The organism is Nannocystis pusilla, assembly GCF_026626665.1.
Classification (GTDB): Bacteria; Myxococcota_A; Polyangia; order Nannocystales; family Nannocystaceae; genus Nannocystis; species Nannocystis pusilla.
Genome location: NZ_JAPNKE010000002.1, coordinates 1,391,691 through 1,414,426, shown reverse-complemented (window position 1 = coordinate 1,414,426; position 22,736 = coordinate 1,391,691). Strand labels below are relative to the sequence as shown.

25 protein-coding genes and 1 pseudogene are annotated in these 22,736 nt (G+C 72.3%); 13 read left to right on the top strand and 13 right to left on the bottom strand.

The features are described 5' to 3' along the window. The first annotated feature begins 126 nt into the window (after positions 1-126). From OV079_RS06280 to OV079_RS06260, 5 genes are all read left to right on the top strand, one after another. Positions 127-1,617, top strand: a complete 1,491-nt coding sequence (locus OV079_RS06280) for a hypothetical protein (protein WP_267766823.1) — start codon at positions 127-129, stop codon at positions 1,615-1,617. Further along, a complete protein-coding gene (locus OV079_RS06275; RefSeq protein ID WP_267766822.1) occupies positions 1,584-2,228 on the top strand; it encodes a hypothetical protein in 645 nt (214 codons plus the stop codon). The genes OV079_RS06280 and OV079_RS06275 overlap by 34 nt, the downstream gene beginning before the upstream one ends. Before the next feature lie 466 nt (positions 2,229-2,694). After that, positions 2,695-3,054 carry an ArsR/SmtB family transcription factor gene (locus tag OV079_RS06270; protein ID WP_267778470.1) on the top strand — a complete coding sequence of 120 codons (360 nt, stop codon included), beginning with the start codon at positions 2,695-2,697 and terminating at the stop codon, positions 3,052-3,054. After that, entirely contained in the window at positions 3,051-3,689 is a 639-nt protein-coding gene (locus tag OV079_RS06265; RefSeq protein WP_267766821.1) for an SRPBCC family protein, read from the top strand. Before OV079_RS06270 ends, OV079_RS06265 begins: the two co-directional genes overlap by 4 nt. Before the next feature lie 53 nt (positions 3,690-3,742). Next, entirely contained in the window at positions 3,743-4,330 is a 588-nt protein-coding gene (locus tag OV079_RS06260) for a DUF4291 domain-containing protein (RefSeq protein ID WP_267766820.1), read from the top strand. A gap of 4 nt (positions 4,331-4,334) precedes the next feature. On the opposite strand, the gene OV079_RS06255 is transcribed toward OV079_RS06260, so the two are convergent. The 3 genes from OV079_RS06255 to OV079_RS06245 all read right to left on the bottom strand — a co-directional run bounded on the left by OV079_RS06255 (position 4,335) and on the right by OV079_RS06245 (position 6,237). Next, positions 4,335-4,757, bottom strand: a complete 423-nt coding sequence (locus OV079_RS06255) for a hypothetical protein (RefSeq protein ID WP_267766819.1) — start codon at positions 4,755-4,757, stop codon at positions 4,335-4,337. A gap of 26 nt (positions 4,758-4,783) precedes the next feature. Then, positions 4,784-5,365 (bottom strand): DJ-1 family glyoxalase III, encoded by a 582-nt coding sequence (locus OV079_RS06250; protein WP_267766818.1) that lies wholly within the window; start codon positions 5,363-5,365, stop codon positions 4,784-4,786. A gap of 155 nt (positions 5,366-5,520) precedes the next feature. Further along, positions 5,521-6,237, bottom strand: coding sequence for a CoA transferase subunit A (locus OV079_RS06245; RefSeq protein WP_267766817.1), 717 nt, complete (start codon positions 6,235-6,237; stop codon positions 5,521-5,523). Positions 6,238-6,377: 140 nt separating this feature from the next. Here OV079_RS06245 and OV079_RS06240 point away from each other — a divergent pair, with 140 nt between their 5' ends. The 3 genes from OV079_RS06240 to OV079_RS06230 are packed head-to-tail and all read left to right on the top strand — an operon-like array spanning position 6,378 to position 9,634. Beyond that, complete coding sequence (locus OV079_RS06240) at positions 6,378-7,823, top strand: triacylglycerol lipase (protein WP_267766816.1); 1,446 nt, start codon at positions 6,378-6,380, stop codon at positions 7,821-7,823. Between the two features lies 1 nt (position 7,824). Then, positions 7,825-9,243, top strand: coding sequence for a protein kinase family protein (locus OV079_RS06235; protein ID WP_267766815.1), 1,419 nt, complete (start codon positions 7,825-7,827; stop codon positions 9,241-9,243). A gap of 52 nt (positions 9,244-9,295) precedes the next feature. Further along, positions 9,296-9,634: a hypothetical protein gene (locus OV079_RS06230; protein WP_267766814.1), complete on the top strand. Its 339-nt coding sequence runs from the start codon at positions 9,296-9,298 to the stop codon at positions 9,632-9,634. Between the two features lie 59 nt (positions 9,635-9,693). Here OV079_RS06230 and OV079_RS06225 read toward each other — a convergent pair whose 3' ends face one another. The 3 genes from OV079_RS06225 to asnB all read right to left on the bottom strand — a co-directional run bounded on the left by OV079_RS06225 (position 9,694) and on the right by asnB (position 13,327). After that, positions 9,694-9,954 (bottom strand): GlsB/YeaQ/YmgE family stress response membrane protein, encoded by a 261-nt coding sequence (locus OV079_RS06225; protein WP_267766812.1) that lies wholly within the window; start codon positions 9,952-9,954, stop codon positions 9,694-9,696. Positions 9,955-10,426: 472 nt separating this feature from the next. Next, complete coding sequence (locus OV079_RS06220) at positions 10,427-11,698, bottom strand: pyridoxal phosphate-dependent aminotransferase (protein ID WP_267766811.1); 1,272 nt, start codon at positions 11,696-11,698, stop codon at positions 10,427-10,429. Between the two features lie 3 nt (positions 11,699-11,701). After that, entirely contained in the window at positions 11,702-13,327 is a 1,626-nt protein-coding gene (asnB, locus tag OV079_RS06215) for an asparagine synthase B (RefSeq protein WP_267766808.1), read from the bottom strand. A 424-nt stretch (positions 13,328-13,751) separates the two neighbouring features. Between asnB and OV079_RS06205 the strand changes: the two are divergent. After that, positions 13,752-15,062, top strand: a pseudogene (locus OV079_RS06205) (KamA family radical SAM protein); the annotation flags it as partial. 222 nt (positions 15,063-15,284) lie between these two features. Here OV079_RS06205 and OV079_RS06200 read toward each other — a convergent pair. Next, entirely contained in the window at positions 15,285-16,685 is a 1,401-nt protein-coding gene (locus OV079_RS06200) for a GMC family oxidoreductase (protein ID WP_338088871.1), read from the bottom strand. A 301-nt stretch (positions 16,686-16,986) separates the two neighbouring features. After that, on the bottom strand, positions 16,987-17,469 hold the full coding sequence (locus tag OV079_RS06195; protein ID WP_267766804.1) for a DUF1993 domain-containing protein: 483 nt from the start codon (positions 17,467-17,469) through the stop codon (positions 16,987-16,989). Between the two features lie 419 nt (positions 17,470-17,888). Between OV079_RS06195 and OV079_RS06190 the strand changes: the two genes are divergently transcribed. Further along, positions 17,889-18,359, top strand: a complete 471-nt coding sequence (locus OV079_RS06190) for a hypothetical protein (protein WP_267766803.1) — start codon at positions 17,889-17,891, stop codon at positions 18,357-18,359. A gap of 575 nt (positions 18,360-18,934) precedes the next feature. Continuing rightward, positions 18,935-19,405 carry a hypothetical protein gene (locus tag OV079_RS06185; RefSeq protein ID WP_267766802.1) on the top strand — a complete coding sequence of 157 codons (471 nt, stop codon included), beginning with the start codon at positions 18,935-18,937 and terminating at the stop codon, positions 19,403-19,405. Positions 19,406-19,420: 15 nt separating this feature from the next. Here OV079_RS06185 and OV079_RS06180 read toward each other — a convergent pair whose 3' ends face one another. The 3 genes from OV079_RS06180 to OV079_RS06170 are packed head-to-tail and all read right to left on the bottom strand — an operon-like array spanning position 19,421 to position 20,582. Continuing rightward, positions 19,421-20,068, bottom strand: coding sequence for a protein kinase family protein (locus tag OV079_RS06180; RefSeq protein WP_267766800.1), 648 nt, complete (start codon positions 20,066-20,068; stop codon positions 19,421-19,423). Further along, positions 20,065-20,223, bottom strand: a complete 159-nt coding sequence (locus tag OV079_RS06175; protein WP_267766799.1) for a protein kinase domain-containing protein — start codon at positions 20,221-20,223, stop codon at positions 20,065-20,067. Before OV079_RS06175 ends, OV079_RS06180 begins: the two co-directional genes overlap by 4 nt. A 5-nt stretch (positions 20,224-20,228) precedes the next feature. Further along, the gene (locus OV079_RS06170; protein WP_267766798.1) at positions 20,229-20,582 is read right to left on the bottom strand and encodes a protein kinase domain-containing protein; all 354 of its coding nucleotides are present in this window, start codon (positions 20,580-20,582) and stop codon (positions 20,229-20,231) included. 124 nt (positions 20,583-20,706) lie between these two features. Here OV079_RS06170 and nth point away from each other — a divergent pair, with 124 nt between their 5' ends. After that, complete coding sequence (gene nth, locus OV079_RS06165; protein ID WP_267766797.1) at positions 20,707-21,342, top strand: endonuclease III; 636 nt, start codon at positions 20,707-20,709, stop codon at positions 21,340-21,342. On the opposite strand, the gene OV079_RS57350 is transcribed toward nth, so the two are convergent. Further along, entirely contained in the window at positions 21,261-21,872 is a 612-nt protein-coding gene (locus OV079_RS57350; RefSeq protein WP_420829393.1) for a transposase, read from the bottom strand. The genes nth and OV079_RS57350 overlap by 82 nt on opposite strands. Between OV079_RS57350 and OV079_RS06160 the strand changes: the two genes are divergently transcribed. Further along, positions 21,753-22,163, top strand: coding sequence for a hypothetical protein (locus tag OV079_RS06160; protein ID WP_267766796.1), 411 nt, complete (start codon positions 21,753-21,755; stop codon positions 22,161-22,163). The two genes, OV079_RS57350 and OV079_RS06160, sit on opposite strands and share 120 nt — an antisense overlap. Positions 22,164-22,305: 142 nt before the next feature. Here the strand turns inward: OV079_RS06160 and OV079_RS06155 are convergent, their stop codons facing one another. Beyond that, on the bottom strand, positions 22,306-22,653 hold the full coding sequence (locus OV079_RS06155) for a hypothetical protein (protein WP_267766795.1): 348 nt from the start codon (positions 22,651-22,653) through the stop codon (positions 22,306-22,308). Positions 22,654-22,736 lie beyond the last annotated feature (83 nt).

The window sequence follows — 22,736 nt, the reverse complement described above, 5'->3', positions numbered from 1 at the left end:
TGGACGGCGCGGCCGCGACCGTTTTCGAGCGCTCGCGGCTCGCTCGCGCGTCGCCGCGGGTGCGACGAATCGACGGTCCCAGGGCGAGGGCTGTTTGCCGCCGGGCGCTCGGCGTATCCTCGGCCGATGCCTCACGCCTTCGCGCGTCCTCGCCTCGGCCTCGGTCTCGCCGCCGTCCTCGCCCTCGCCTGCGGCCGCGGCGGCGCCGGGGCCCCCGACGACCCCACCGATCCCGCGCTGCGGGCGATCCACGCCCGCATGCCGCCGCTCGAGCGCGCGACCGTCGGCCAGGGCCCGGGGTACGTCGCCGGTGGTTTCGTCTACATGGCCTTGAAGCCAGGTGCGATCCAGAAGTACCTGCAGTCGCTGCCGCTGGATCCGGACACCGCGCGCGAGGTCTCCCGCGCCGGCGTCGACCTCGGCTTCGACCCGCGCGTCGACGACGTCGCCGCCCGCCTCGGCCTCGACCCCGACGCCCACGTCACAGTCACGATCGCGCGGCCGATCGCCGTCACCATGCCCGGCGTGCGCGAGGCCCTGCAGCGGATCGGCAGCGCGCCGGACCTGCCGAACCCGTTCCCCGCGGCCGCGACCACGCCGGCGGACGTCGCCCCCTGGCCGTCCCCGCGCCCGGTGCGGCCGCCGCCCGCGCCGCCGGCCCCGCCGAGCCCGCCGCAGCCTTATTTGGACTCGGCGCCGGTCCAGCCGGTCACGCCGATCCCCGAGCCGTGGAAGCCGCCGCCGCCCGACGCCCCGTCACCTGACCAGGAGGCCATGGCCCGAGGGGCAGGTAGCCTCGCCTTCCACAACCGCGTCCACCTGCCCGCCAAGGATCCCTCCGCCCTGCCGGCCCTGCTGACGCGGATGGTCCACAAGGAGCGGCCGCCGGAGATCGCGACCCTGTGCGGCCAGATCGGCCCGAGCGAGTTCTGCTTCGGCGACGCCGGCGCCCTGCTGGTCGCGCGCAAGGAGGCCGCCGCGGTCGTCCTCGACCTGTTCTTCTTCCCCGCCGGCACCGGCGCGGCGTGGGACCCCGATCGCGTCACCACCGTCACCAACGGCCTCGCGGCCGGCCCCGCCAAGCTGCCGGTGCTGGCGACCCTGCGCGGCGACTTCGCGGCCTACGCCGACGCCGCCGCCCTGCCCGCGGTGTCCGAGGTCTACGAGATCGCCGACACCGTCCGCGACCTGCGCTGGTACGAGCCCGGGCAGCGGGCGGAGAAAGTCTCGCGGGCGCTCGGGCAGCGGGCCGCGCTCGAGCAGCTGCGCGAGACGAGGCGGCTGTTCTCCGGCGTGCGCCTCGAGGCCGCGGTCGATCCCGAGACTGTCCAGATGACCATGTCCTGGGAGCCAGCCGACCCCGCCGCCGCCGACCTGGCCGAAAAGACATTCTCGCGCGCCGCCGCCGGCGTCGGCGTGCCCAGCCTCGCCGGCCTGTGCGACGGCGCCCTGGCCTGCTGGCGCAGCTCGGCCTGCCGCCGCTGGCCGGCCTCGGCGAGCTGGCGATCGGCCTCTACGGCCGCGACGAGCGGGCCTTCAGCGAGGCGATCGAGAACGCCGGCGACTTCGGCCCGGCCGTCCTCATGCTCGAGACCTGGCCGAGCGCGCTCGGCATGATCGAGCGCTGGGGTCGCGAGCAGAAGGGCATGGAGGCCGGCATCATCCGCACCGTGCTCGACATCCTCGGCCGCGTCGAGGGCTTCGGCGGCAGCCTGCGCAGCCTGCAGATCGGCGACCGCGGCGTGCAGACCGACTACGTCGCCTACTCGCGCGTGCAGGGCCAGGACCTCGCGTTGTTCCGCTCGCTCGTCGGCCTGTCGTCGATGCGCTTCTCGCCGGTCACGGTCACCGGCGTCGACGCCAAGGTGGAGGCGGCCGGGCTGTCCGAGGCCGAGGCCCCGGTGCAGGTCTACCTCGTCACCGACCCCGGCACCGTGCGCCTCGGCGACAAGGACGTCGAGTTCGGCTGGATCGCCGCCGCCGACGGCCAGGACCGCCTCAAGTGGCTGCTCGCCGACGTCGAGCGCGACAAGGAGACGAACCCCGCGTTCTACGGCGAGCTGCCCGACCTGTGGCGCCTGATCGGCAGCTTCGACGACGGCCCGCGCGACGCCGGCTTCTTGCAGTCGTGGCTCACCGGCCGCGGCTTCCGCCTCGCCGCCGACGTCGTCGGCGGCCGCGTCCGCCTCGACCTCGAGTTCGCCCGCCGGGCCGCGCCCGCGAAGTGAATTTGTCCCTCGCCGGTCGCGCGCCCGCGCGGCCGGCCTCGCCCGAATCGCAGCGCGTGGGTTCGGCCGGACGAGCCGCGCATTCACGCGACGCGCCCGCCTCGGCGGTGCGCTGATTCGGAGGCGTCGTCCCGCGGCTGCCGAGCTCGTCGCCATGCATGTAGCGACACCGAGATCGGCGAATGCAGCGTCACTCTCCGTCCGGCCGACGCTCCATTCTGTCGGCGATTGGCGTGCGCGAGCACCGAGCATTCGCCAGGCGCCCCCGGTCGCCGACGACTGCCCGTCACGCGTGAGCCGAGCGACCCCCTCTCAGCCGCGAGCCTCCATCGCCGGCCTTCGATACGGGCGTTTTTGCTCGCGCTCGTTTTCGCACACTGCCGTTCCAGCCGCCTATTCTCGCCCACAGGCCCGAATCAATTTAAACGTTGACTTATATAAGCTAACCTTGATACTTACCGGCGCAGTGCACGCGTTCGACATCCTGGGCGACCCGGTGCGGCGCCGGATCCTCGAGTTGCTCGCCGACGGCGAGCAATCCTCGGGCGCCATCACCAAGGTGATCCAGGACCAATTCGGCATCTCTCAACCGGCGGTATCCCAGCACCTGCGGGTCCTGCGGGACCACGGATTCGCCACGGTGCGGCCCGAGGGCACCCGTCGCCTCTATGCAGTCACTCCCGAGCGGCTGCAGGAGGTCGACGATTGGCTCGCGCCATTCCGCCATTATTGGGAGCAGCGCCTGGACGCGCTGGCCACCGAGATCGCGCGCGGCAAACGTGAACGACGATTGAAGGCCCAAGCCACGGAGAGCGAAGACACATGATCGACATCGTCCACCAGATCGACGCCATTCACCGCGACGTCGCCCGCCGGCCCACCGCCGCCGGCGGCCAGGGCATCTCGGTGCTGCTGCGCCGCACCTACGACAGCACCCCGGCCGACGTGTGGGAGGCCATCACCGACCCCGAGCGGGTCAAGCGGTGGTTCGCGCAGCTCAGCGGCGACCTGCGCGAGGGCGGCAAGTTCCAGCTCAAGGGCAACGCCGGCGGCGACATCCTCCGCTGCGATCCCCCGCGCCTCTTGAAGCTGACCTGGGGCGGCGAGACCAGCGTCGTCGAGGTGCGGCTGGCCGCGGGCGAGGGCGACACCACGAACCTCGAGGTCGAGCACAACGTCCCGATCGAGCTCGCGGGCAGCGGCGCCGGCTCGCTGTTCGTCGGCCCCGGCTGGGACGGCGGCCTGCTCGGCCTCGATCAGTACCTGCGCGGCCACGTCGTCGAAGACCCGGCCGCCGCCGCCAACTCGCGCGAGGTCCAGGAGTTCTCGCGCCAGTCCGCGCACGCCTGGGCCGCCGCCGCGGCCGCCTCGGGCACCGCCACCGCCGACGAGATCGCCGGCCTGCTGCAGGCCTCGCTCGCGCACTACGCCCCCGACGTCCAGGGCCCGCCCGCCTCCTGAGCGCCCGCCCCGGTGGCAGCGGCCGGCCCGGCGTGCGACCCTCGCCGGCCGCCATGAACCAGATCCGCGCCGACTTCGACGCCCGCACGATCGTCGTCTACCAGGCGTACGGCCCCGCGATCGCCCGGCCGGCGCTGGCCGCCAAGCGCTTCGTGCCGCCGTTTTCGCGGACGCGCATGACGTGGATCAAGCCCTCGTTCTTGTGGCTGATGGAGCGCAGCAACTGGGCGCGGAAATCCGGCCAGGAGCACGTCCTGGCCGTACGGATCTCCCGCGCCGGCTGGGAGGAGGCGCTCGCCGCCGGCGTGCTCACCAGCCACGATCCGCGGCTTCATCGCGACCCCGACGAGTGGCGCGAACGGTTCGCCGCCGCCGCCGTCCACATCCAGTGGGACCCCGAGCGCTCGCTCCGCGGCGCCGACCTGCAGCAGGGCAGCATCCAGGTCGGCCTCTCGCGCCACGTCATCGATCGCTTCGCCGACGCGTGGACCGTCGACATCACCGACCTCACCCCGCTCGTGCGCAAGATCCACGGCCACCTCAAGAGCGGCCACGAAGCGCGGGCCAAAGCCCTCCTGCCGCCCGAGAAGCCCTACCCGCTCTCGCCCGCGCTCGCCCGCACGATCGGCGCGACCGCGTGATCCCTCATTCGTCGGCCAATGCCGGCAACGGCGCCAGCGCATCGCCGAGACGCGACCTGACGATCTTCACCGCTGCGAACCGCCGCAGCGCTCGCTCGACCGTCGCAGAGCTCACCACGTCGTCGGGGACGATCGCCACCAGGTTGACGTGACCCGCCGCCGACCTGCGGGCATAGAACCCGGGCGGCCGATCCGGCCAGTACCGCGTCGTCGCGAGCTGCACGAACGCGACGTCGCCCGCGTACTCCCAGTACAGATCCACCGCCACGCACGCAGCGGGAGCGAGCCCCAGCCGCGCGAGCAGAGCCGCCTCGTCAGCCATCGGATGCACCGTCACGCAACGACCCAGCCCGGGCCAAGCCGGTGCATCCTCATCCATCTGCACGCGCTCGGCGAAGTCGGCGAGCCGCTGCTGCCTGGTGCGCATCGCTACGCTCGCAGCGTCCGCGGACCTCAGCGCGGCAGCGTGAGGCCGCGCTCGACGTCCGCCGCGCGGACGTCGCCCATGATCCTGCGGACCAGCGTCAGCCCGAACATGATCGCCGTGCCGAGGCCCTGGCTCGTGACGAGCTGGCCGTCCTCGACGACTGGCTTTTGGACCAGCTTGCCGTACATCGCGATCCGCGAGGCCACGCTGGGGTGGCAGGTCATCGCCTTGCCGGCGAACACCTGGTGGGCCAAGAGGGCCAGCGGGGCCGCGCAGATGGCCCCGACGACCAGGCCGTCGGTGACAGCGTGGCGGAGGCGCTCGCCGACCGCCTCGGAGCTGCCGAGGCGGCGGGCGCCTTCGGCCCCGCCCGGCAGCACGATCGCCTGGAAGTGGCCGGTCACCGCCGACAGCGCGATGTCGGGGATGAGCTTCATCTTGCGGCCGCACAGGACCGGGCTGTCGCCGTTGAGCCCCGCGAACACCACGTCGATCCCGCCGCGGCGGAGGATGTCGACCACGATCACGGCCTCGGCTTCCTCTGCCCCTTCGGCCAGGATCACCAGGGCGCGCGGGATGGTCGATTCGACCTCGATGTCTTCGAGCATGTCCTCCGTCATGTGACCCTCGCCTATCCTTCCGGCCCGGTGAGGCTAGCCGCGATCTCGCAAAATTGACAAAAACCGGCGAAGGCGCGCGGACGCCCCGCCGAGCGGGCCTGCGGGGCCTGCTGCGGGCCTGGGGCCAGCGCCGCGGCCGCCGGTCAACCGGCGCGGGGGCGGGTCGTGCGGTACTCGATCACGTTCTTGTGCTCGGGCACGTGGATCACCCGCTGAACGAAGATTCCAGGCAGGTGGACATCGTCCGGGTCGAGCTCGCCGACGTCGACGAGGCGGTCGACCTCGGCGATCGTGACCCGCGCCGCCATCGCCGCCAGCGGGTTGAAGTTGCGGGCCGTGCGATAGAAGCGGAGGTTGCCGAGCGGGTCGCCGACCTCGGCGCGGACGATGGCGAAGTCGGGCTGGAGCGCCGTCTCGAGCACGCACGGGCGACCGGCGAACTCACGGACCTCCTTGCCCTCGGACACCACCGTGCCGGCCCCGGTCGGCGTGAAGAACGCCGGGATGCCCGACCCGCCGGCGCGCAGGCGTTCGGCCAGGGTGCCCTGCGGGTTGAGCTCGACCTGGACCTGGCCCGAGAGCATCTGCTGCTCCAGATCCGGGTTGCCGCCGACGAAGCTGCAGATCACCCGCGCCACCAGCCTTCGTTGCAGCAGCACCGCCAGGCCCTGACCCTGGTTGCCGCAGTTGTTCGACACGATCACGAGGTCCTTCGCCCCCGAGGCCGCCAGCGCCTGGATGCACGCCTCCGGGTTGCCGCACAGGCCGAACCCACCCACGGCCACCTGGGCCCCGTCGCGCACGTCGAACAGCGCCTCCGCGGCGCCGGAGAACAGCTTGGAGCGGCTCGTCGCGGTCATGGGCCCGGCTATAGCCCAGGCGCCGCCCCGGGCAAAGCCCCGCAGCAACCCCCGCAAGGGCGGGCGCCCGGGCCGGCGCCAGCGCACATTGCGGCGGCGCGCACTCCCGGAGCCCGCGCCCTCGCTGCTACAGTCGACGCGTGTCGTCCCTACGCTCGCCCGCGCTCACCGCCGCGCTCGCGGTCTCGCTCGTGACCCTCGCCTGCGGCGACGCCCAGGGCCCCGGCGCCGGCGCGGGGATGTCCGAAGGGACAGACTCCGACGTCCCCGGCAGCGACGCCACGGACGGCCCGCCCGACGCCCCGCCGACCACCACCGGCACGGGCACCGGCGACGACGGCAGCGGCGGCCACGGCCAGACCACCGGCACCACCACCACCGGCGAGCCCGCCTGCGACCCGAATCAATGGACGCTGGTCGAGCGCGACTACCTCGGCGTCGGCGAGGACGTGAAGGGCGAGACCTTGCCGGCCTGCAGCGAGCACCGCTGGTACGTCGCCTTCCCCGACGAGAGCTCGTGGCAGATCCGCCTCACCCGCACCGACGGCGCCGGCCCGCTGCGGGCCACCGTCGCCTACCCCGACGAGCCGGGCGCGCTGGTGTGGCAGGCCGCGCTGGCGCCCCCGCTGGTCAGCGGCGAGGCCCCGGCCGAGGCCATCTTCGCCGTCCCGCGCTCGGGCGAGTTCGCGGTGCATGTCCGATCGGACAGCCCCGACGCGCCGAGCGACTACAACCTCGAGTTCGTGTGCTCGATCGGCTGCGGGCGCGAGACCACCCGCTTCCCGATCGTGCTCGTCCACGGCTGGACCGGCTTCGAGGCGATAGGCCCCATCACCTACTTCTACGGCGTCACCGCCGAGCTCGAGTCGCTCGGCTTCCCGGTCGAGGTCGCCGTCCTCGACCCGTACAACAGCACCACCGTGCGCTCGGGCCAGCTCGCCGAGCAGCTCGACGAGTTCCTGGTGGCCCAGCGCGCGCGCAAGCTCGACCTGCTCGGCCACAGCCAGGGCGGCATCGACTCGCGGGCCGTGGTCGCCAGCCACGGCTACGGCGACCGCGTCTCCGCGGTCGTCACGATCGCCAGCCCGCACCGCGGCACGTACATCACCGACCTCGCCCTCGGCCTCGCGCCGGGCGGAGTCGAGGCCGCGCTCGGCTTCCTCCTCAACTTCGTCGGCGCCGTCTCGGCCCAGCAGAAGTCCGACGCCGAGGCCTCGTTCTACTCGCTCAGCGAGCACTACATGCAGGACGAGTTCAACCCCTCGAACCCCGACGACCCGCGCGTGAAGTACATCAGCTACACCGGCCGCACCTGCGACGCCGCCGGCTTCCTCATCCCCGGCAATCACTGCCAGGACCTGGTCGACCCGCTGATCAGCCTCGGCTACACCGTGCTGCAGCTCGCGCGCGGCGACAACGACGGCCTCGTCACCGTCGAGAGCGCCCAGTGGGGCGACTACCGCGGCGAGATGATCGCCGACCACATCGACGAGGTCGGGCAGCTGCTCGGCGTCACCGACGTCAAGTTCGACCACCTCGAGTTCTACCGCGAGCTCGCGCGCGACCTGTTCGCGGAGGAGCACTGAGTTGGCGGCCGTCCCGGCCCCGCCCGAGCCGCTGACCGACGACGAGCAGCGCATGCTCGCCCAGGGGCGGCACGAGGCCCTCGCCCACGCGCTCGCGCTGGCGGGCCGGCACGCCGCGGCCGGCTGGGTGCTCGAGCAGATCTGGGAGTTCGCCGGCGCCTGCGAGCACTACGCCCGCGCCGGCCGCCCGCTCGACGCCCTGCGCGCGGCGATCGAGCTCGGCCGGCCCGACGTCGTCGACCGCATCATCGCGGTGTTCGCCGCCGCCGACGCCGACACCCGCCAGCAGGCCGCCGCCCTGCTGCAGCGCAAGGGTCGGCACGCCGACGCGGCCCGGATCTTGGCGCTCGGCGACCACGACCCCGAGGCCCGCGCCCGCGCCCTCGTGCGCGCCGGCGACAGACTCGGGGCCGCGCGCGTGCTGGCCGAGGCCGACCGCGTGCGCGAGGCCCTGGCGCTGCTGGAGCCGCTGCCCGAGCGCCACGGCCCGACCTTGCAGCTCGCCGCCGAGCTGTCGTGGGAGCTCGGCGACGCCGAGGCCGCGGTGCGACGGGCCCAGGCGGCCATCCGCGCCGGCGGGGCCGACCGCGCCGCCTTGAGCCGCCTCCTGGCCCGCGGCCTCGGGGCCCTGGGCCACGACCTCGCGGCCCAGATCGTCCTGCAAGGCCGCGGCGAGGCCCCCGAGGGCGCCCCGGTGCCGGCGCGCTTCCTCGTCCGCGCCTCGCTGCCGGCCAGCTTCTCCGGCGCGGCCTACGAGGGCATCGACCGCGTCACCCTCGCCGAGGTCGAGATCCACCTCCTCCTCGCCGAGCTGCAGGAGAGCGGCGCCGGCGACCCCGCGGTCCAGGACGCGCTCGAGGCGTTCCACCGCCGGGCCCTCGCCGCCGCCGCGTTGGAGCACCCGGCGATCCGCGGCATCGTCCAGTTCGACGCCCGCGCCGGCATCCTCATCCTGCCCTGGGAGGCCGGCAACAACCTGCGGGCGCTCATCCGTCCGCCCGGCATGCCGCTGCCGCGGGCCCGGGCCCTGATCGCCTTTTTGCTCGAGGGCCTGGCCGCCGCCCACGCGCGCGGCCTGGTCCACGGCTCGCTGCTGCCGGCCCAGCTCGTGTGCGACGCCGCCGGGCGCCCGCTGCTCGGCCCGTTCGGCGCCGACGCGATCGCCGGGCTCATCGCCACCCGCACCGGCGCGCTCGAGGAGCTGCTCACGATCACCGCGCCCGAGGTCCGCGCCGGCGGGCCCCACCGCCGCCAGCGACGTCTACGGCGCCGCCGCGCTGCTGGTCGCGCTCGTCGCCGGCAACCTCGGCGGCAGCGCGCCCGAGGCCCGCGCGGTCGTCGAGGACGCCCTCGACCCCGACCCCGCGCGCCGCCCGGACGCGACCGCCCTGCTCGCGCGCATGCGCCGGCGCGTGGCTGACCTTCGGGACCTGTCCATGAGCACAGAGCCCATGGGACAGGAACCTGGGGTCATGTCCGATGATTCAGGCCTGCCCGGCCACGGCGTCGTCGTCGAGGCGGCGGCCGCCTGGGACGACATCGCCCTCGACGCGCTGCTCGCGGCCGACGTGCCGGGCCTGCAGCCGGTCCTCGACCGGCAGGGTCGACGGGTCGCCCTGGCCGCGTGGCCAGAGGGCTGTCGTCGGTTGGCCGACGATGTCCCATACGCTCAGCTCGCCCCGATGGCGATCGTCGACGCCCTGCCGGTCGAAGCCGCGGCGGCCGTGCGCGCCCGCCTGACCGCGGGCGCGTGGGTGGTGACGCCCGCCGGCGAGTGGATGCTGGCCCTCGACGAACTACTCACACGATGAGAGCCGGGCGTCCGCCCGCCGGCGGCGAACTCAGCGGCCTGCGCGATGCAGGCCCGGGGTCAGCCGCGGATGCCGCGGCCGACGGCGAGGCGGTAGATGCCGAGCAGGATCAGCGCACCGACGATCGAGGCGATGATGCCCGGGCCCTCGTTGACGTGCGAGTACCAGCCGAGCGCGCGCCCCAGGAAGGCGGCGACGAACGAGCCGGCGATGCCGAGGAGCATGGTGGCGACGATACCGCCTGCATCCTTACCCGGCATGACCAGCTTGGCGAGCGCGCCCGCGATCAGGCCCACGATCAATGTCCAGATGAACTCCATGGTTTTCTCCTCCGCAAGACCGACCGGAGCGTAGCGCGATCCGTTGGTGCTGCAACGAATCGACCGGGCCCGCGAATCATCGCACCTGGACCGGCGAGAATCGTCGATCGGCCGGTCGAGCCTGCCGCCCTCGCGGCCGAGGCCGTCGCCGCGGGCGGGTCCGCCGCGACCTCGCGGTCCTTGCAAACGCGCTGCTCCGGCCGGGCGGGCCGCGTGGTCCCTCGCTCGCGAGTCCGACGACAGGCTCGGTGCGCAACGTCGGGGCCGCTCGCAAAAGCGATGACTGGAGTGCCGCCGCCGCTGCGGGCGTGCGCTCGCGCGTGACGACCTGTCCGGCTCGCTCCTCGCCGGCCGCGTCACCACGCTCGTGCTCGGCGCCCCCGCCGGCGCTCACCGGCGGGCCGCGTCGCCCGCGTCGTCGCGGCTACCCGCACCTGCCTCCGCGGGGTACCACGGGGCGAGCTTCGCCGCCTCAGGCGACGAACGCGACGATGCGCTCGATCGCCGTCAGCACGCGCGGCATGTAGCGCCGCAGCCACGCCTCGTCGATCGCCTGGCCGGTGTGGGCCGCGAGCGCCGCGGCGCCGTCGAAGTCGACGTAGGCGAGCCGCGCGGTGAGGTCCCCCGCGGGCCGGCCGAAGTCGCTGCCCGGGAGAATGGCAACACCTGTCTCTTCGAGCAGGCGCTCGCACAGCACCTCCCCGCTGGTGATGCCGCGCCGCCGCAGCGCCTCCGCGCGGCCGTGGAACTCCGGGAACAGGTAGAACCCGCCGCGGGGCGCCGCGCAGGCGATGCCGCCGGCGCTCAGGTGCTGGTGACACCACGCGCCGAGCGCCTTCAGGATCGCCTGCTCGTGGGCCACGTAGGCGGCGATGTCGCGCCCGAACGCGAACGCGGTCACCGCGGCGCACTGGATCGGCGCGCTGGTCGACGTGTACGTCTCGCTGGCGACCGCGATCATCGCCCGCTGCAGCCACTCGAGCTCGCGCGGGAACAGGAACGTGCCGAGCCGCCAGCCGCCGGCCCCGCACCACTTGCTGAGGCCCGAGCTGATGATCGTGCCCTCGGGGTAGAAGCGGGCGATCGACGTGTGCGCGCCGTCGTGGTGGAGCTCGCCGTAGATCTCGTCGGACACCACCAGGACCTCGTGGGCGCGCAGGACCTCGGCCAGCGCCGCCAGCTCGTCGGCCTCGTAGGTCTGGCCGGTCGGGTTCGACGGGTAGTTGAGGATGAGCACCCGCGGGCGCCCCGAGTCGCGGCGGCACAGCGCGTCGATGTCGGCGGGCCGCAGCTTCCACCCGTCCTCCGCGCGCGTCGGCAGCCACACCACCTGTCGGCCGATGATCCGCGCCTGCGGCGAGTACGACACCCACGCCGGCGACGGCAGCACGAGGTCGCCGTAGAACGCCAGCTGGGTGATGAACATCAGCTCCTTGCTGCCCGGACCGACCAGCACGTGCTCGCCGCTGTACTCGCGCTCGCCGCCGACGCTGCGCTGGTGATAGGCGGCGACCGCGTCGCGCAGGGCCGGCAGCCCGCGCACCGGCATGTACTCCTTGCGCGCCGCGTGGGCCCGCAGCGCCTCGATCACGCTGTCGGGCACGGGGAACGGCGACTGGCCGAGGCCGAGCTTGAACACCTCGCGGCCGGCGGCCATCAGGTCGTTGCTGCGCTCGTTGATCGACACCGTGGCCGACGGCGAGAGGCCGCGGACCTGGAGGTTGAGGCTGGGACGTCCTTGCACGATTCACCTGGCCTTTCGGACAGCGCTGGCGTGAAGCGGGTTGGCCCGCCCCGAGCTGTCGGCGTCGGCCTGCCAGCGCGGCACCCATCGTCGCACACAGCGGGCCGCGTGGTCGCCGGGAAACAGCGTCGAGAACAGCGCGCGGTACAGGTAGCCCTCCTTGGTGGTCGGCGTCTCGTGCGGGAACCGCTCGCCGGCCTCGGCCATCTCCAGGTCGGACACGGTCGCCTCCGCGTGGGCCTTGAGCCGCTCGACCCAGCCGTAGCCGACGCCGTCGGAGAACTGCTCCTTCTGCCGCCACAGCACCGCCGGCGGCAGCAGCGGATCGGCGGGATCGGCGAACGCCGCGCGCAGCAGCGCCTTCTCCATCCGCCCCTCGCGGCCGGCGCCGGGCGCCAGCGGGCGCTTCAGCGCCGGGTCGATCGTCATCGCCAGATCGAGGAACGCGAGGTCGAGGAACGGGACCCGCGCCTCGACCCCGTGCGCCATCGTGCTCTTGTCGGCGCGCAGGACGTCGCTGAAGTGGAGGTTCTTGACCCGCTCGACCGTCTCGCGCTGAAACGCGTCCTCGCCCTCGGCGAAGTAGAAGTAGAGGTAGCCGCCGAACACCTCGTCGGAGCCCTCGCCCGAGAGCACGACCTTGACCCCCTGGTCGCGGATGTAGCGGCTCAGGCGGTACATCGGCACGCTCGCGCGCACCGTCGGGATGTCGTACGACTCGGTGTGCCAGATGATGGCGCGCAGCGCCTCGACGCCGTCGTCGAGGTCGAGCCGGACCTCGTGGTGCTCGGTGCCGATGAACGCCGCGACCTCTCGCGCCGCCCGCAGGTCGGGCGAGTCGCCGTCGACGCCGATCGCGAACGACTGCAGCGTGGCGCCCGGGTCGCGCCGCCGCGCCAGCCGGGCCGCCAGCGCCGCCACCAGGCTCGAGTCGAGCCCGCCCGACAGCAGCACGCCGAGCGGCACGTCGCTCATCAGCCGCTTGTCGACCGCGGCCTCGAAGCGCTCGCGCAGCCCGGCGGCGTCGCGGCGGAAATCCTCCTGTCCTTCGAGCCATGTCCTTTCATACCAGCGGCGCAGCCCGCCCCGGCCGGTGTAGATGTGCCCGGGCGGGAACACCTTGAACCACGCGCAGCGGTCGACCAGCACCTTGAGCTCGGAGGAGAACCACAGGTTGCCGGCGAGGTCGCGGCCGTAGTAGAGCGGCTTTACCCCGATCGGGTCGCGCGCCACCACCCAGTCGTCGTCGCGCATGGCCGCGAGCGCGAACACGCCGTCGAGCTCGGCGACGAACGCGTCGCCGCGGGCCTCGTAGAGGTGGACCAGCACCTCGCTGTCGGAGCCGCTGCGGAACACCCGCCCCGCCGCCTGCAGCCCGGCCCGCAGCGCCGCGTGGTTGTAAATCTCGCCGTTGTGGACGAGCGCGCCGCCGTCGCGGCCGAACAGCGGCTGTCGACCCGACGCCGGGTCCATGATCGCCAGCCGCCGGTGGATCAGCGCGCCCCTGCCCCGCAGATAATGCACGCCGTGGCCGTCCGGGCCGCGGTGGCTGAGGCGCTCGCTCGCGGCCACCGCCTGCGAGAGGAGCGCGTCGTCGACGGCCCCGAAGACCGCGAGGATTCCACACATGCTTCGTTCTCCCTCCGTCGAGGCGCGGCCGCATCGGCCCCGCCCCGCACAGGCCGCCGGTATACCGCGCTCCCGCGGCCGCGGCAACCGTGCTGTCCCTCGTGACATGTCCCGAAGAACACGCGCACGATTCGCGCGCCGGCGCCTGAAGTCGTTACGATGATGTAATCGACGAATCGACGTCCTGCGAACCTCGGTTCGCCAATACGATTACGCGTCGACGACGACGATTTCGCCTTGCGGTGAGCCTCGATTGCGTGTTAAGTTGGGGCTCAATCATCCCCGCGGCGGGCGTGGCCCGGCGTCGGACGAGCGCGGCCTGCTTGCGTCGTGTTCCGCCGAGGTCGAACGCGCCTGTCCCAAGAGACACTCACTCGTCCGGCGCCCTCGGCGCCCGGGCGCTCGCAATGGAGAGTGGAGTCGGATGCCGGACGGCGCGTTGAAATCAGGTGCGTACCGGGCGTTCACCGCCCGTGACATCGATGCAATCCCTCAATTGGCGGCCCTGTCGGCCGACGCGCGGCTGCGGCTGCGAGCGGTCGCGCAGGTCCTGCCGTTCCGCGTCAACGCCTACGTGCTGGAGCACCTGATCGATTGGTCGCGCGCGCCCGACGACCCTATCTATCAATTGACGATTCCTCAGCCGGAGATGCTGGGCGACGCCGATCTGAGCGCGCTGGTCGACCTCGTGCGCCGCGGCAGCGAGGCCGAGCTGCAGGCGCGGGCGCGGGCGATCCAGCGGCGATGAATCCGCACCCCGCCGGCCAGATCGACCTCAACGTGCCGATCGAGGCCGGCGCCGTGCAGCGCGGCCTGCAGCACAAGTACCGCCAGACGGTGCTGTTCTTCCCGGCGCAGGGCCAGACCTGCCACGCGTACTGCACCTACTGCTTCCGCTGGGCCCAGTTCGTCGGCCTCGAAGACCTCAAGTTCGCGGCCCGCGAGGCCGAGACCCTGGTCGAGTACCTCCGAAACCACCCCGAGGTCACCGACGTCCTGTTCACCGGCGGCGACCCGCTGGTGATGCGCACCAGCGTGCTGCGGCGCTACGTCGAGCCGCTCCTGCGCGCCGACCTGCCGAACCTCGCGCACATCCGCTTCGGCACCAAGGCCCTCGCCTACTGGCCGGCGCGGTTCCTCACCGATCCGGACGCCGACGACCTGCTGCGCCTGTTCGGCGAGATCCAGGCCGCCGGCAAGCACGTCGCGGTGATGGCCCACTACAGCCACCCGCGCGAGCTCGCCACGCCGGCCGCAGTCGCGGCGCTGCAGCGCGTGCGCGACTCCGGCGCGGTGGTCCGCTGCCAGGCCCCGCTGGTCCGCCGCGTCAACGACGACCCCGCCGTGTGGGCCGACCTGTGGCGCGCGCAGGTGCGGCTCGGCGCTGTCCCTTACTACATGTTCATCGAGCGCGACACGGGGCCGAAGGAGTACTTCAAGGTGCCGCTGGCGCGCGCTGCAGATCTATCAAGGCGCCTACCGCCAGCTGTCGGGGCTGTGTCGCAGCGTCCGCGGCCCGTCGATGTCGGCGACGCCCGGCAAGATCCTGGTCGACGGCGTGACGGAGATCGCGGGCAAGCCGTACTTCGTGCTGCGGATGCTCCAGGGCCGCAACCCCGAGTGGGTCGGCCGCATCTTCCTCGCCGAGTACGACCCCGACGCGGCCTGGATCAGCGAGCTGCGCCCGGCCTTCGGCGCGCCCGACTTCTTCTACGCCGAAGAGCTCGCAGAGCTCGGCCGACAACGCGCCCGGGTCCGTCTGAACATGCTGGGCGAGACCCTCCGACCGCCGCGTGAGCCGCTCCTGGGCGAGCGCCCCCAGGCCTCGATGCTGGCCTGTCCTTTCGGACATACAACGACGGCGCGATCGGCGAGCGCCCAGGTCCCGACGAGGACCTGTCCTTTCAGCCATGCAACGCGCGGCGCCGGCCGACGGCGCCGCGCTCGCCTCGCCCGCTCAACCGGCCGCGGCCGCGCGCAGCAGGTCGGCCGCGCGCCAGCCGATCATCATGCTCGGAGCGTTGAGCGCCGACACCGGCACCTCGGGGATGATCGAGGCGTCGGCGACGCGCAGGTTCTCGACCCCGCGCACGCGCAGCTGCGCGTCGACCACGCTGCCGGGCACCTGTCCCATGCGACAGGTACCGGCGTAGTGGTAGGTCGTCATCGCCATGCGGCGCACGAACGCCGCCAGGGCCGCGTCGGAGCGGACGAACGCCCCCGGCAGCACCTCCGGCCCGCCCCACGGCCGCAGACCCTCGGCCCCGGCGATCCGGCGGGCCAGGCGGAGCCCGGCGATCATCGCCTGCATGTCCTCCGGGTCGGAGAAGTAGGCCGGGTCGATGAGCGCCTGCTCGCGCGGGTCGGCCGACGCCAGCCGCACCGTGCCGCGGCTCTTCGGCTTGCCGAGGATGACCACCAGCCCGTAGACCCGCTCGACCGCGCGGCGGACGAAACCTGGCCGAAAGGCCATGCCGATGCCGGCCTTGACCACCCGCGGCAGCCGCGTGCGCCGGTACAGCGCCGGCGGCACCGTCAGCGCCGGCACCATCCGCATCGTCGCCTCGCGGAACGACGAGCGCGCCGGGTAGAAGACGTAGCAGGTGTCGGCCTGGTCGGGCGGCAGGTCGCTCGCGGGCAGCGCGCGATGGAAGCCGTACAGCTGCGGGTAGTTGCAGTCGACCGCGCGCTTGCCGAAGTAGAACAGCTGCACGTTCGGATGGTCTTGCAGGTTCTCGCCGACGCCCGGCAGGTCGAACGCCGGCACGACCCCGCGCGCGCGCAAAACGTCGCGCGGCCCGACCCCCGACAGCATCAGCAGCTTGGGCGACTCGAGCGCGCCGGCGCACAGCACCGCCTCGCGCCGGACCTTCGCGGTGCGCCGCGTGCCGCCCTCCTCGTACTCGACCGCGACCACCCGCCGGCGGTCGTCGAGCACCAGCCGGTGCGCGTGCGCACCTGTCCGTACGACCAGGTTGATGCGATCGAGGTGCGGCTGGACGAACGCGACGTAGGCGCTGCGCCGCTGCTCCCCGCGGTAGTTCATCCGCTCGTAGCCGAGCGCCCCGAGCAGCTCGCCGCGGTCGAGGTCGCGCTCGCGGTGGAACCCGACCTCCTCGGCGCTGGCGATGCACGCCTCGGTGAACTCGGTCGGCTCGCGCGAGCGCACGTCGAGCACCCGCTCGAGCTGCTCGTAGGCCGGCACGACGTCCGACCAGCCCCAGCCCGGCACGTCCCACGCGCGGAAGTCGGCCTCGGAGCCGCGCAGGTACACCATCGCGTTGATCGAGCCGCTGCCGCCCATGCCGCGGCCCGAGCCGAGCCACAGCGGCCGCCGCCCGCAGTCGCGCTGCGGCACGCTGAAGCGGGGTGCAGCAGCTCGTCGTTGACGAACGCGTCCTTGTAACCGTCGGCCCGCAGCGACTCGGGGTGCCGCTCGGCCCGGTCGCCCGTCTCGAGCAGCAGGACCCGCACGGAAGGATCCTCGGACAGCCGCCCGGCCAGCACACAACCGGCCGAACCACCGCCGAGGATCACGTAGTCGAACACGTCGGGATCGAAGCTCATGCGCGCGCGGACTCTATCACGCGGCCGCCCGACCCGACCGCCTCCGCCGCCCGCGCGCACGCGGACGCTTGCGCCGCGTCACAGCGCCGGCGCTACAGGTCGCGGAACGCCAGCGGCGCGAGGAAGTCGGGCTTGCCGACGTCGACCCCGTTGTGGCGCAGGATCGAGTACGCGGTCACGGCGTGGAAGTAGAAGTTCGGCAGCGCGAACTGCTGCACGAAGTCGTTCGCCTGCAGGCCCTTGCCCGGGAGGAACGGCAGCGCGATCACCCGCGCCTCCGCGCCCGCGAACTCCTCGCTGCGCAGCTTGTCGAGCTTCTCGCGCGTCTCGCCCACGCTGGCCCGCACCGCCGCGATCGTCGGCTCGAGCTCGAAGTTGTCCGCCGGCGCCTGCCCGCGCAGCAGGTTGGCGAGCCGCAGCGGCCCCAGCACCAGCGCCTGGATCTGCCGCGTGAAGTGCCACTGGTCGGGCGCCAGACGGGCGGTGAGCAGCACGCCCACGTCGAACTTCCGCTGGTCCGCGTACGCCTGGGCCTTGTCGAGCCACACGGGGACCTGGCCCAGGGTGCGGCTCATGTGAGGATCGAGATGTCGAAGAGATTCATGCGATCGTGCTCCGCCGGCGCATCCTACTCGGTTTCCCCGCACGCCTGACGCGCGCCCCATGAAGTCGCGCTCATCTTCGCTGCGGCGCAGGCCCGGCCGCACGGGCGCCTGCTCGTGCGCGCCGGTCACTGGCCGACCTCGCGACGCGGTTCAATCGCAACCCGACGACGGACCGCGAGAGGCATCCGGCCGCGCCCCGCTCGCACGCGAGATCGTCGCGCCTCGTCCGCTGCACGGCGCCCCGAGGAAGCGGTCGCCCTGCCCCTCGCGCCTGCCCTCTTGGCCCGCCTACGGGTCGCTCGCCCGCGCGCCCGGGCCCACTTTCCCGCGCTCGGCCTCGCGCGACCGGCCCGCGGCGCATAGGTCCGCGTGATAGGCTCGCCCCGGCGATGAGCAGCGCGCTCGCAGGAGTGTTGCCGATCGCGGTCCACGTCCTCGGCGGAGGCGTGTGGATCGGCGCCATGGTGTTCAGCGTGTTCATCCTCCACCCGCGGGCCGAGCGGTTCTTCACCCGCGCCAGCGAGTTCGAGGACTTCATCTTCAGCGTCGTCCACGGCGCGCGCTACAAGGTCCTCGCCGGCATCGCCGCGATCGTCGCCAGCGGCGTCGCCCTCGCCCTCGCCCACCGCGACACCGCCGCGCCGTGGAGCTGGCTCGTCGCCGCCAAGGTCGCGCTCCTGCTCGTCTCGCTGGCGCTGTTCCTCCACGTCACCTTCACCCTGTGGCCGCGCCGCGTGTTCGCCCGCGAGGACGAGCTGCCGGCGGTGCGGCGCCGCTTCTGGTGGATCGGCGTGGTCATGATCGCCTGCAACACCGCCAACATGGGCCTCGGCCTGCTCGCCCGGGTCGTGCGCGGCTGAGGCGTGCGAACATGTCCTCGGGGACATGCGGGAGCTCCGCCCTGGCGGTACCTTCGACGCCGTCCTGATCCACGACACCCTCGTCGATTCGACTGAAATGCTGCAGTGGACCGGCGAAGAGTCGGCCATGCGTGGCATTCCATGGAGTTCGGCCCCGCCGACGACCTCATCCGGTTGGAACTCGCGTTTCGTATCGGCCTCGCGGGTCCAACCCCTTCCGCGACGCCCACGTCGAAGGCGGTTCTCGCGGCCCGCCGGGCGCGCGCAGATCGCCGAAGCCGGATTCGTCACAGCCGAGTTCGCTCGTACGCGGGGCCTGCGAGCGCGCGTTCGTCGGCTGCGAGCCCAGAAGGCATGGGGGTGGCCCCTGGCGGGCCTTCCTCCATTCGCCAATCGACACCCTCGCGGCATTCCCCGCGGCAAATTCCACGAATACGATGTCGTGGCGGATCATGCGCAATCGGCAAGAATCGCGGTTATGCGAAATCACCGCGCGTCCGATTCCTGCTGAGCCTGCTCATATTTGGTGCCCACGGCCCCCAATTGCGACAGCGTAATGATTTTGCTTTACCTCGATGGCGAGACCGGGTTACCTGATTGCAACCTCCCCGAAAGGACAACATGCGGATTTCAAGCACAACATCGTCGCTGCGATCACGACGCTGATCATGGCCGTCTCGGGAACCTCGCTGATGAGCGGCTGCAACAAGCAGCAGACCGACACCGCCAACCCCGAGCCCGCCGCGGTCGCCCCGGCCGAGCCCGCTCCCGTCGATCCGGCGCTCGAGAACCCGCCGCCGGCCGAGCCCGCCGGCGACGCGACGGCCGAGCCGACCGACGCCACCACGCCGCCCGCGGAGGCCACGCCGCCCACCGCCGAAACCACCCCGCCGACCACCAACCCGCCGCCGCCGGCGCCCAGTGAGCTCGACGTAAGGGCTGTCCCTGCGGACATGTCCCTCACACCACGCGTCCACGGACGGGCGCTCCTGGTCGAGATGGACGGTGCACGGACATGGCCTTCGGGCCATGTCCGTTTTACTTAACGGTTCGCGCGGGGCTCAGCGCCGGTCGCCCTCGGGCAGCGCCGGTCGGTCGCGCGGGTCGCTGTTGGTGGCGATCGCCTGCAGGCGCCGGCGGATCCGCTGCACCGAGCTGAGGGCGTCGGCCTCGCGGGCGCGCAGGCGCTTGAGGCGGTGCGCCTTCTTCTTGTAGCGGCGGCCCGACGCCTGCAGCGCGAACACCGTCGGCACGAACACGAACTCGATGAGGAAGAACAGCCCGGTGGCCATCCACGCCCACAGCCACACGAACACCCGCAGGAACTTCGGCAGGCCGCGCAGCGCCGGATAGTCGGGCGCCGGCGCGTGCTCGAGCGCCTGCGACGACGACGACGACGCCGACGCGCGCCGCGGCTCGCTCGCCTGCCGCGGCGGGCGGGCCGAGGCCCCGAGCGCCGCGCGCACCGCCGCCGCCGAGGCGAGCCGGCGCGTCGGGTCGGGCTCCAACATGGCCGAAAGGACATCTCGCAGCCGGCCCGGCGCCACGCAGCGCTCGACGTCGATCTGCAGCCCCTTGCGCGGCAGCTGGTCGGCGGGCAGGCCGGTGGCCAACGCCGCGATCGTGGCTCCGAGCGCGTAGATGTCGGTCGCCGGGGTCGCCTCGCCGTGCAGCTGCTCCGGCGCCATGTAGCCGAACGTGCCGATCATCGTCGAGCCGCCGTCGGGCGCACGGCCAGGCGCACCCCGCCGAAGTCGATCAGGCACAGCCGCCCGTCGGGCCGCAGGATCAGGTTCGACGGCTTGATGTCGCGGTGGATCACCGCCGGCTGGCGGCCGTGCAGGTACTCGAGGATCTCGAGCACCGCGGTCAGCCAGCGCAGCAGCTCCGCCGGGTCCCGGGCCGCCCCAGGCGCTGCGACAGCGGCGTCCCCTCGACCAGCTCCATCACCAAAAAGAAGTCGCCCGTGGTCTCGCTGGTGTAGCGGTCGACGTAGCGCGGGATGCCCGGGTGCGACAGCGACTCGAGCGCCTGGCACTCGCGCTCGAACAGATCGAACGGCTTCCAGTCGCCGCCGAGCGAGCGCAGGTGCAGCACCTTGACCGCCACCGCCGCACCCGTCCGGCGGTCGATCGCGCGGAACGTGCGCCCCTGCGCCCCCGCGCCGAGGGGCTCCATGATCTGGTAGCGCTGCAGGCCCTCGGGCGGTGCGGTCTCGGCCATCGGCGCGGGAGTCTAGCGGACTGCGGCCCGCGGGGAAAACCGCGTGATCTGCCCCGGACCAGCCGGCGAACGGGCGGCCGCGGAACGCGCCGCCGCGCGCCATCCCGGGCATAATCCGGCCGCCATGCCGCGCCCCGACATCGACGTGCTCCTCGACCGCCTGCGCCAGAGCTACCCCGACGCCCGCTACGAGCTCGACTGGGACACCCCGGTGCACATGCTCGTGGCCACCATCCTCGCCGCCCAGTGCACCGACGAGCGGGTCAACGCCGTGACCCGGACCCTCTTCCCGCGCTACCCCGACGCCCAGGCCTTCGCCGACGCCGACCTCGCCGAGCTCGAGGAGGCCGTGCGCCCGACCGGCACCTTCCGCCAGAAGGCCAAGGCGATCAAGAACGCCTGCCGCATGCTCGTCGACGAGTTCGGCGGCGAGGTCCCGCAGTCGATCGAGGCGCTGGTGCGCCTGCCCGGCGTCGCCCGCAAGACCGCCAACGTGGTCCTTGCGACATGTTTCAACATACCTTCGGGCGTCATCGTCGACACCCACGTCATTCGCCTGTCCGGACGCATGGGCCTGTCCGAGCACTCCGACCCGCAGGACATCGAGCGCGATCTGATGCGCATGGTCCCGCAGGACGACTGGACCTTCTTCGGCCCGGCGATGATCCTGCTCGGTCGCTACGTGTGTACCGCCAAGAAGCCGGACTGCCCGAACTGCGTCATGCAGGACATCTGCCCCAAGATCGGCGTCGCGCGGTGAGGAATTTTGCCATGCCGGAGACGCTCTTTCACAGGCCCCGCCAAGGGCCCTTGTGTTGATGGATGTTCAGCCCCGGACTTCCTTGTCAAGCGGGTAAGGTTCGAGTTCACCGCGCTCGCCGAGGAGCTGCACGCGCCGGGCGCCACTGGGCCACCACGTAGAAGGATCCGCGCGCCGCCGCGCTGGTGACCGCGATCGACTTCGTGCTCGGCGACGTGCCGCCCGAGGCGCTCCAGCGTCACATCGCCGAGGACTGACCGACTCGCGATTACGCCGAAGTATCTGATCATTTGGAAGCCCGGCGGCGGCACCAGGGCACACAGCCGGGCGAGGAGCTCGCCCGCATCGCTCCCTGGGAGCCTCGGATTTGAACTCGCGTGGTCTGAGCCGTCTCTGGTACAGGCCCTCGGATGAGCGCGACCTACGAGATCACCATCGAGGCCCTCGAGGAGCGCACCGTTCGCGCGCGGGTGCTCCTCCTGAACTTTCAGTACCCCGAGGTGCCTGCCAACAAGTGCCTCGGGCTCCAACTCCTCGCCGACGCGCACCACGCGCTGCGCGACAGCTACAAGGACACGAACCAGACGAAGAAGAGCGCGACGAAGCTCGCAGCCCACGCCTGCGCGCGCCTCGTCGCGTACTCCGAAGGGCTCCAGGCGAGCCACGACGAGGCGTTCAACGAGCAGCTCATCGAGAGCGCCGAGGCGGAGATCGTCCGGATCACCGAGCTCAGCAACGCGAACTTCGAGAAGGCCGCGGCGTGGCACGCACGGAACAACAGTGGCAGCCCCGAGCCCCCGCGTTCCGCGATTTGCACATGATGCAGATCCTCGAGTTCGAGGTCGCCGACGCGCGGCTGCTCGACCACCTCGTCGTCGGGCTGACCTGGGAGACGTGGATGTCCGCGCGCGACGAAACCTACTGAAGCATCGGGCGCCACTTCCTCGGCAGGTCACTCACCCGTCACGCGTCCTGCTCGTAGCCGTAGAACATGTGCTGCGCGTGGGTGGAGACAAAGCCCTCGAGCACCATCTGGTCGCCGGCGGCGAACGGGACGCCGGGGTCGAGGTCGAGATGAACGTTCAACTGGGCGTTCTGCCACACCCGGTTGTAAGCGATCTTCGTGGTGTTGCGTCGCAGCCACACGCTGAGGGGCACGACGCTGGCGCTATACGTGAGCAGGGTCCAGGCGGTAAGCACGAACACCTTGTCGGCCGGGACTGTATACACCACCTGATTCGAGGTCGAATTGGTCATGTAGTAGATGCTCCGCATCTCCGCGGGCGTGACGCAGCATTGATCAATGGGCATGTTGTCTCCAATCATCGGCGAGAGCGCGCGCATGCCGGCTCTCCCCGTCCTCGCATCATGACACGCCGCCGCAGGCGGGACAA

Coding starts and splice junctions, on each gene's coding strand:
- OV079_RS06280 (WP_267766823.1), top strand. CDS start 127: ATGCCTCACGCCTTCGCGCGTCCTCGCCTCGGCCTCGGTCTCGCCGCC.
- OV079_RS06275 (WP_267766822.1), top strand. CDS start 1,584: ATGCTCGAGACCTGGCCGAGCGCGCTCGGCATGATCGAGCGCTGGGGT.
- OV079_RS06265 (WP_267766821.1), top strand. CDS start 3,051: ATGATCGACATCGTCCACCAGATCGACGCCATTCACCGCGACGTCGCC.
- OV079_RS06260 (WP_267766820.1), top strand. CDS start 3,743: ATGAACCAGATCCGCGCCGACTTCGACGCCCGCACGATCGTCGTCTAC.
- OV079_RS06255 (WP_267766819.1), bottom strand. CDS start 4,757: ATGCGCACCAGGCAGCAGCGGCTCGCCGACTTCGCCGAGCGCGTGCAG.
- OV079_RS06250 (WP_267766818.1), bottom strand. CDS start 5,365: ATGCTCGAAGACATCGAGGTCGAATCGACCATCCCGCGCGCCCTGGTG.
- OV079_RS06245 (WP_267766817.1), bottom strand. CDS start 6,237: ATGACCGCGACGAGCCGCTCCAAGCTGTTCTCCGGCGCCGCGGAGGCG.
- OV079_RS06230 (WP_267766814.1), top strand. CDS start 9,296: ATGTCCGATGATTCAGGCCTGCCCGGCCACGGCGTCGTCGTCGAGGCG.
- OV079_RS06225 (WP_267766812.1), bottom strand. CDS start 9,954: ATGGAGTTCATCTGGACATTGATCGTGGGCCTGATCGCGGGCGCGCTC.
- asnB (WP_267766808.1), bottom strand. CDS start 13,327: ATGTGTGGAATCCTCGCGGTCTTCGGGGCCGTCGACGACGCGCTCCTC.
- OV079_RS06195 (WP_267766804.1), bottom strand. CDS start 17,469: ATGAGCCGCACCCTGGGCCAGGTCCCCGTGTGGCTCGACAAGGCCCAG.
- OV079_RS06190 (WP_267766803.1), top strand. CDS start 17,889: ATGAGCAGCGCGCTCGCAGGAGTGTTGCCGATCGCGGTCCACGTCCTC.
- OV079_RS06185 (WP_267766802.1), top strand. CDS start 18,935: ATGGCGAGACCGGGTTACCTGATTGCAACCTCCCCGAAAGGACAACAT.
- OV079_RS06180 (WP_267766800.1), bottom strand. CDS start 20,068: ATGATCGGCACGTTCGGCTACATGGCGCCGGAGCAGCTGCACGGCGAG.
- OV079_RS06170 (WP_267766798.1), bottom strand. CDS start 20,582: ATGGCCGAGACCGCACCGCCCGAGGGCCTGCAGCGCTACCAGATCATG.
- nth (WP_267766797.1), top strand. CDS start 20,707: ATGCCGCGCCCCGACATCGACGTGCTCCTCGACCGCCTGCGCCAGAGC.
- OV079_RS06160 (WP_267766796.1), top strand. CDS start 21,753: ATGAGCGCGACCTACGAGATCACCATCGAGGCCCTCGAGGAGCGCACC.
- OV079_RS06155 (WP_267766795.1), bottom strand. CDS start 22,653: ATGCCCATTGATCAATGCTGCGTCACGCCCGCGGAGATGCGGAGCATC.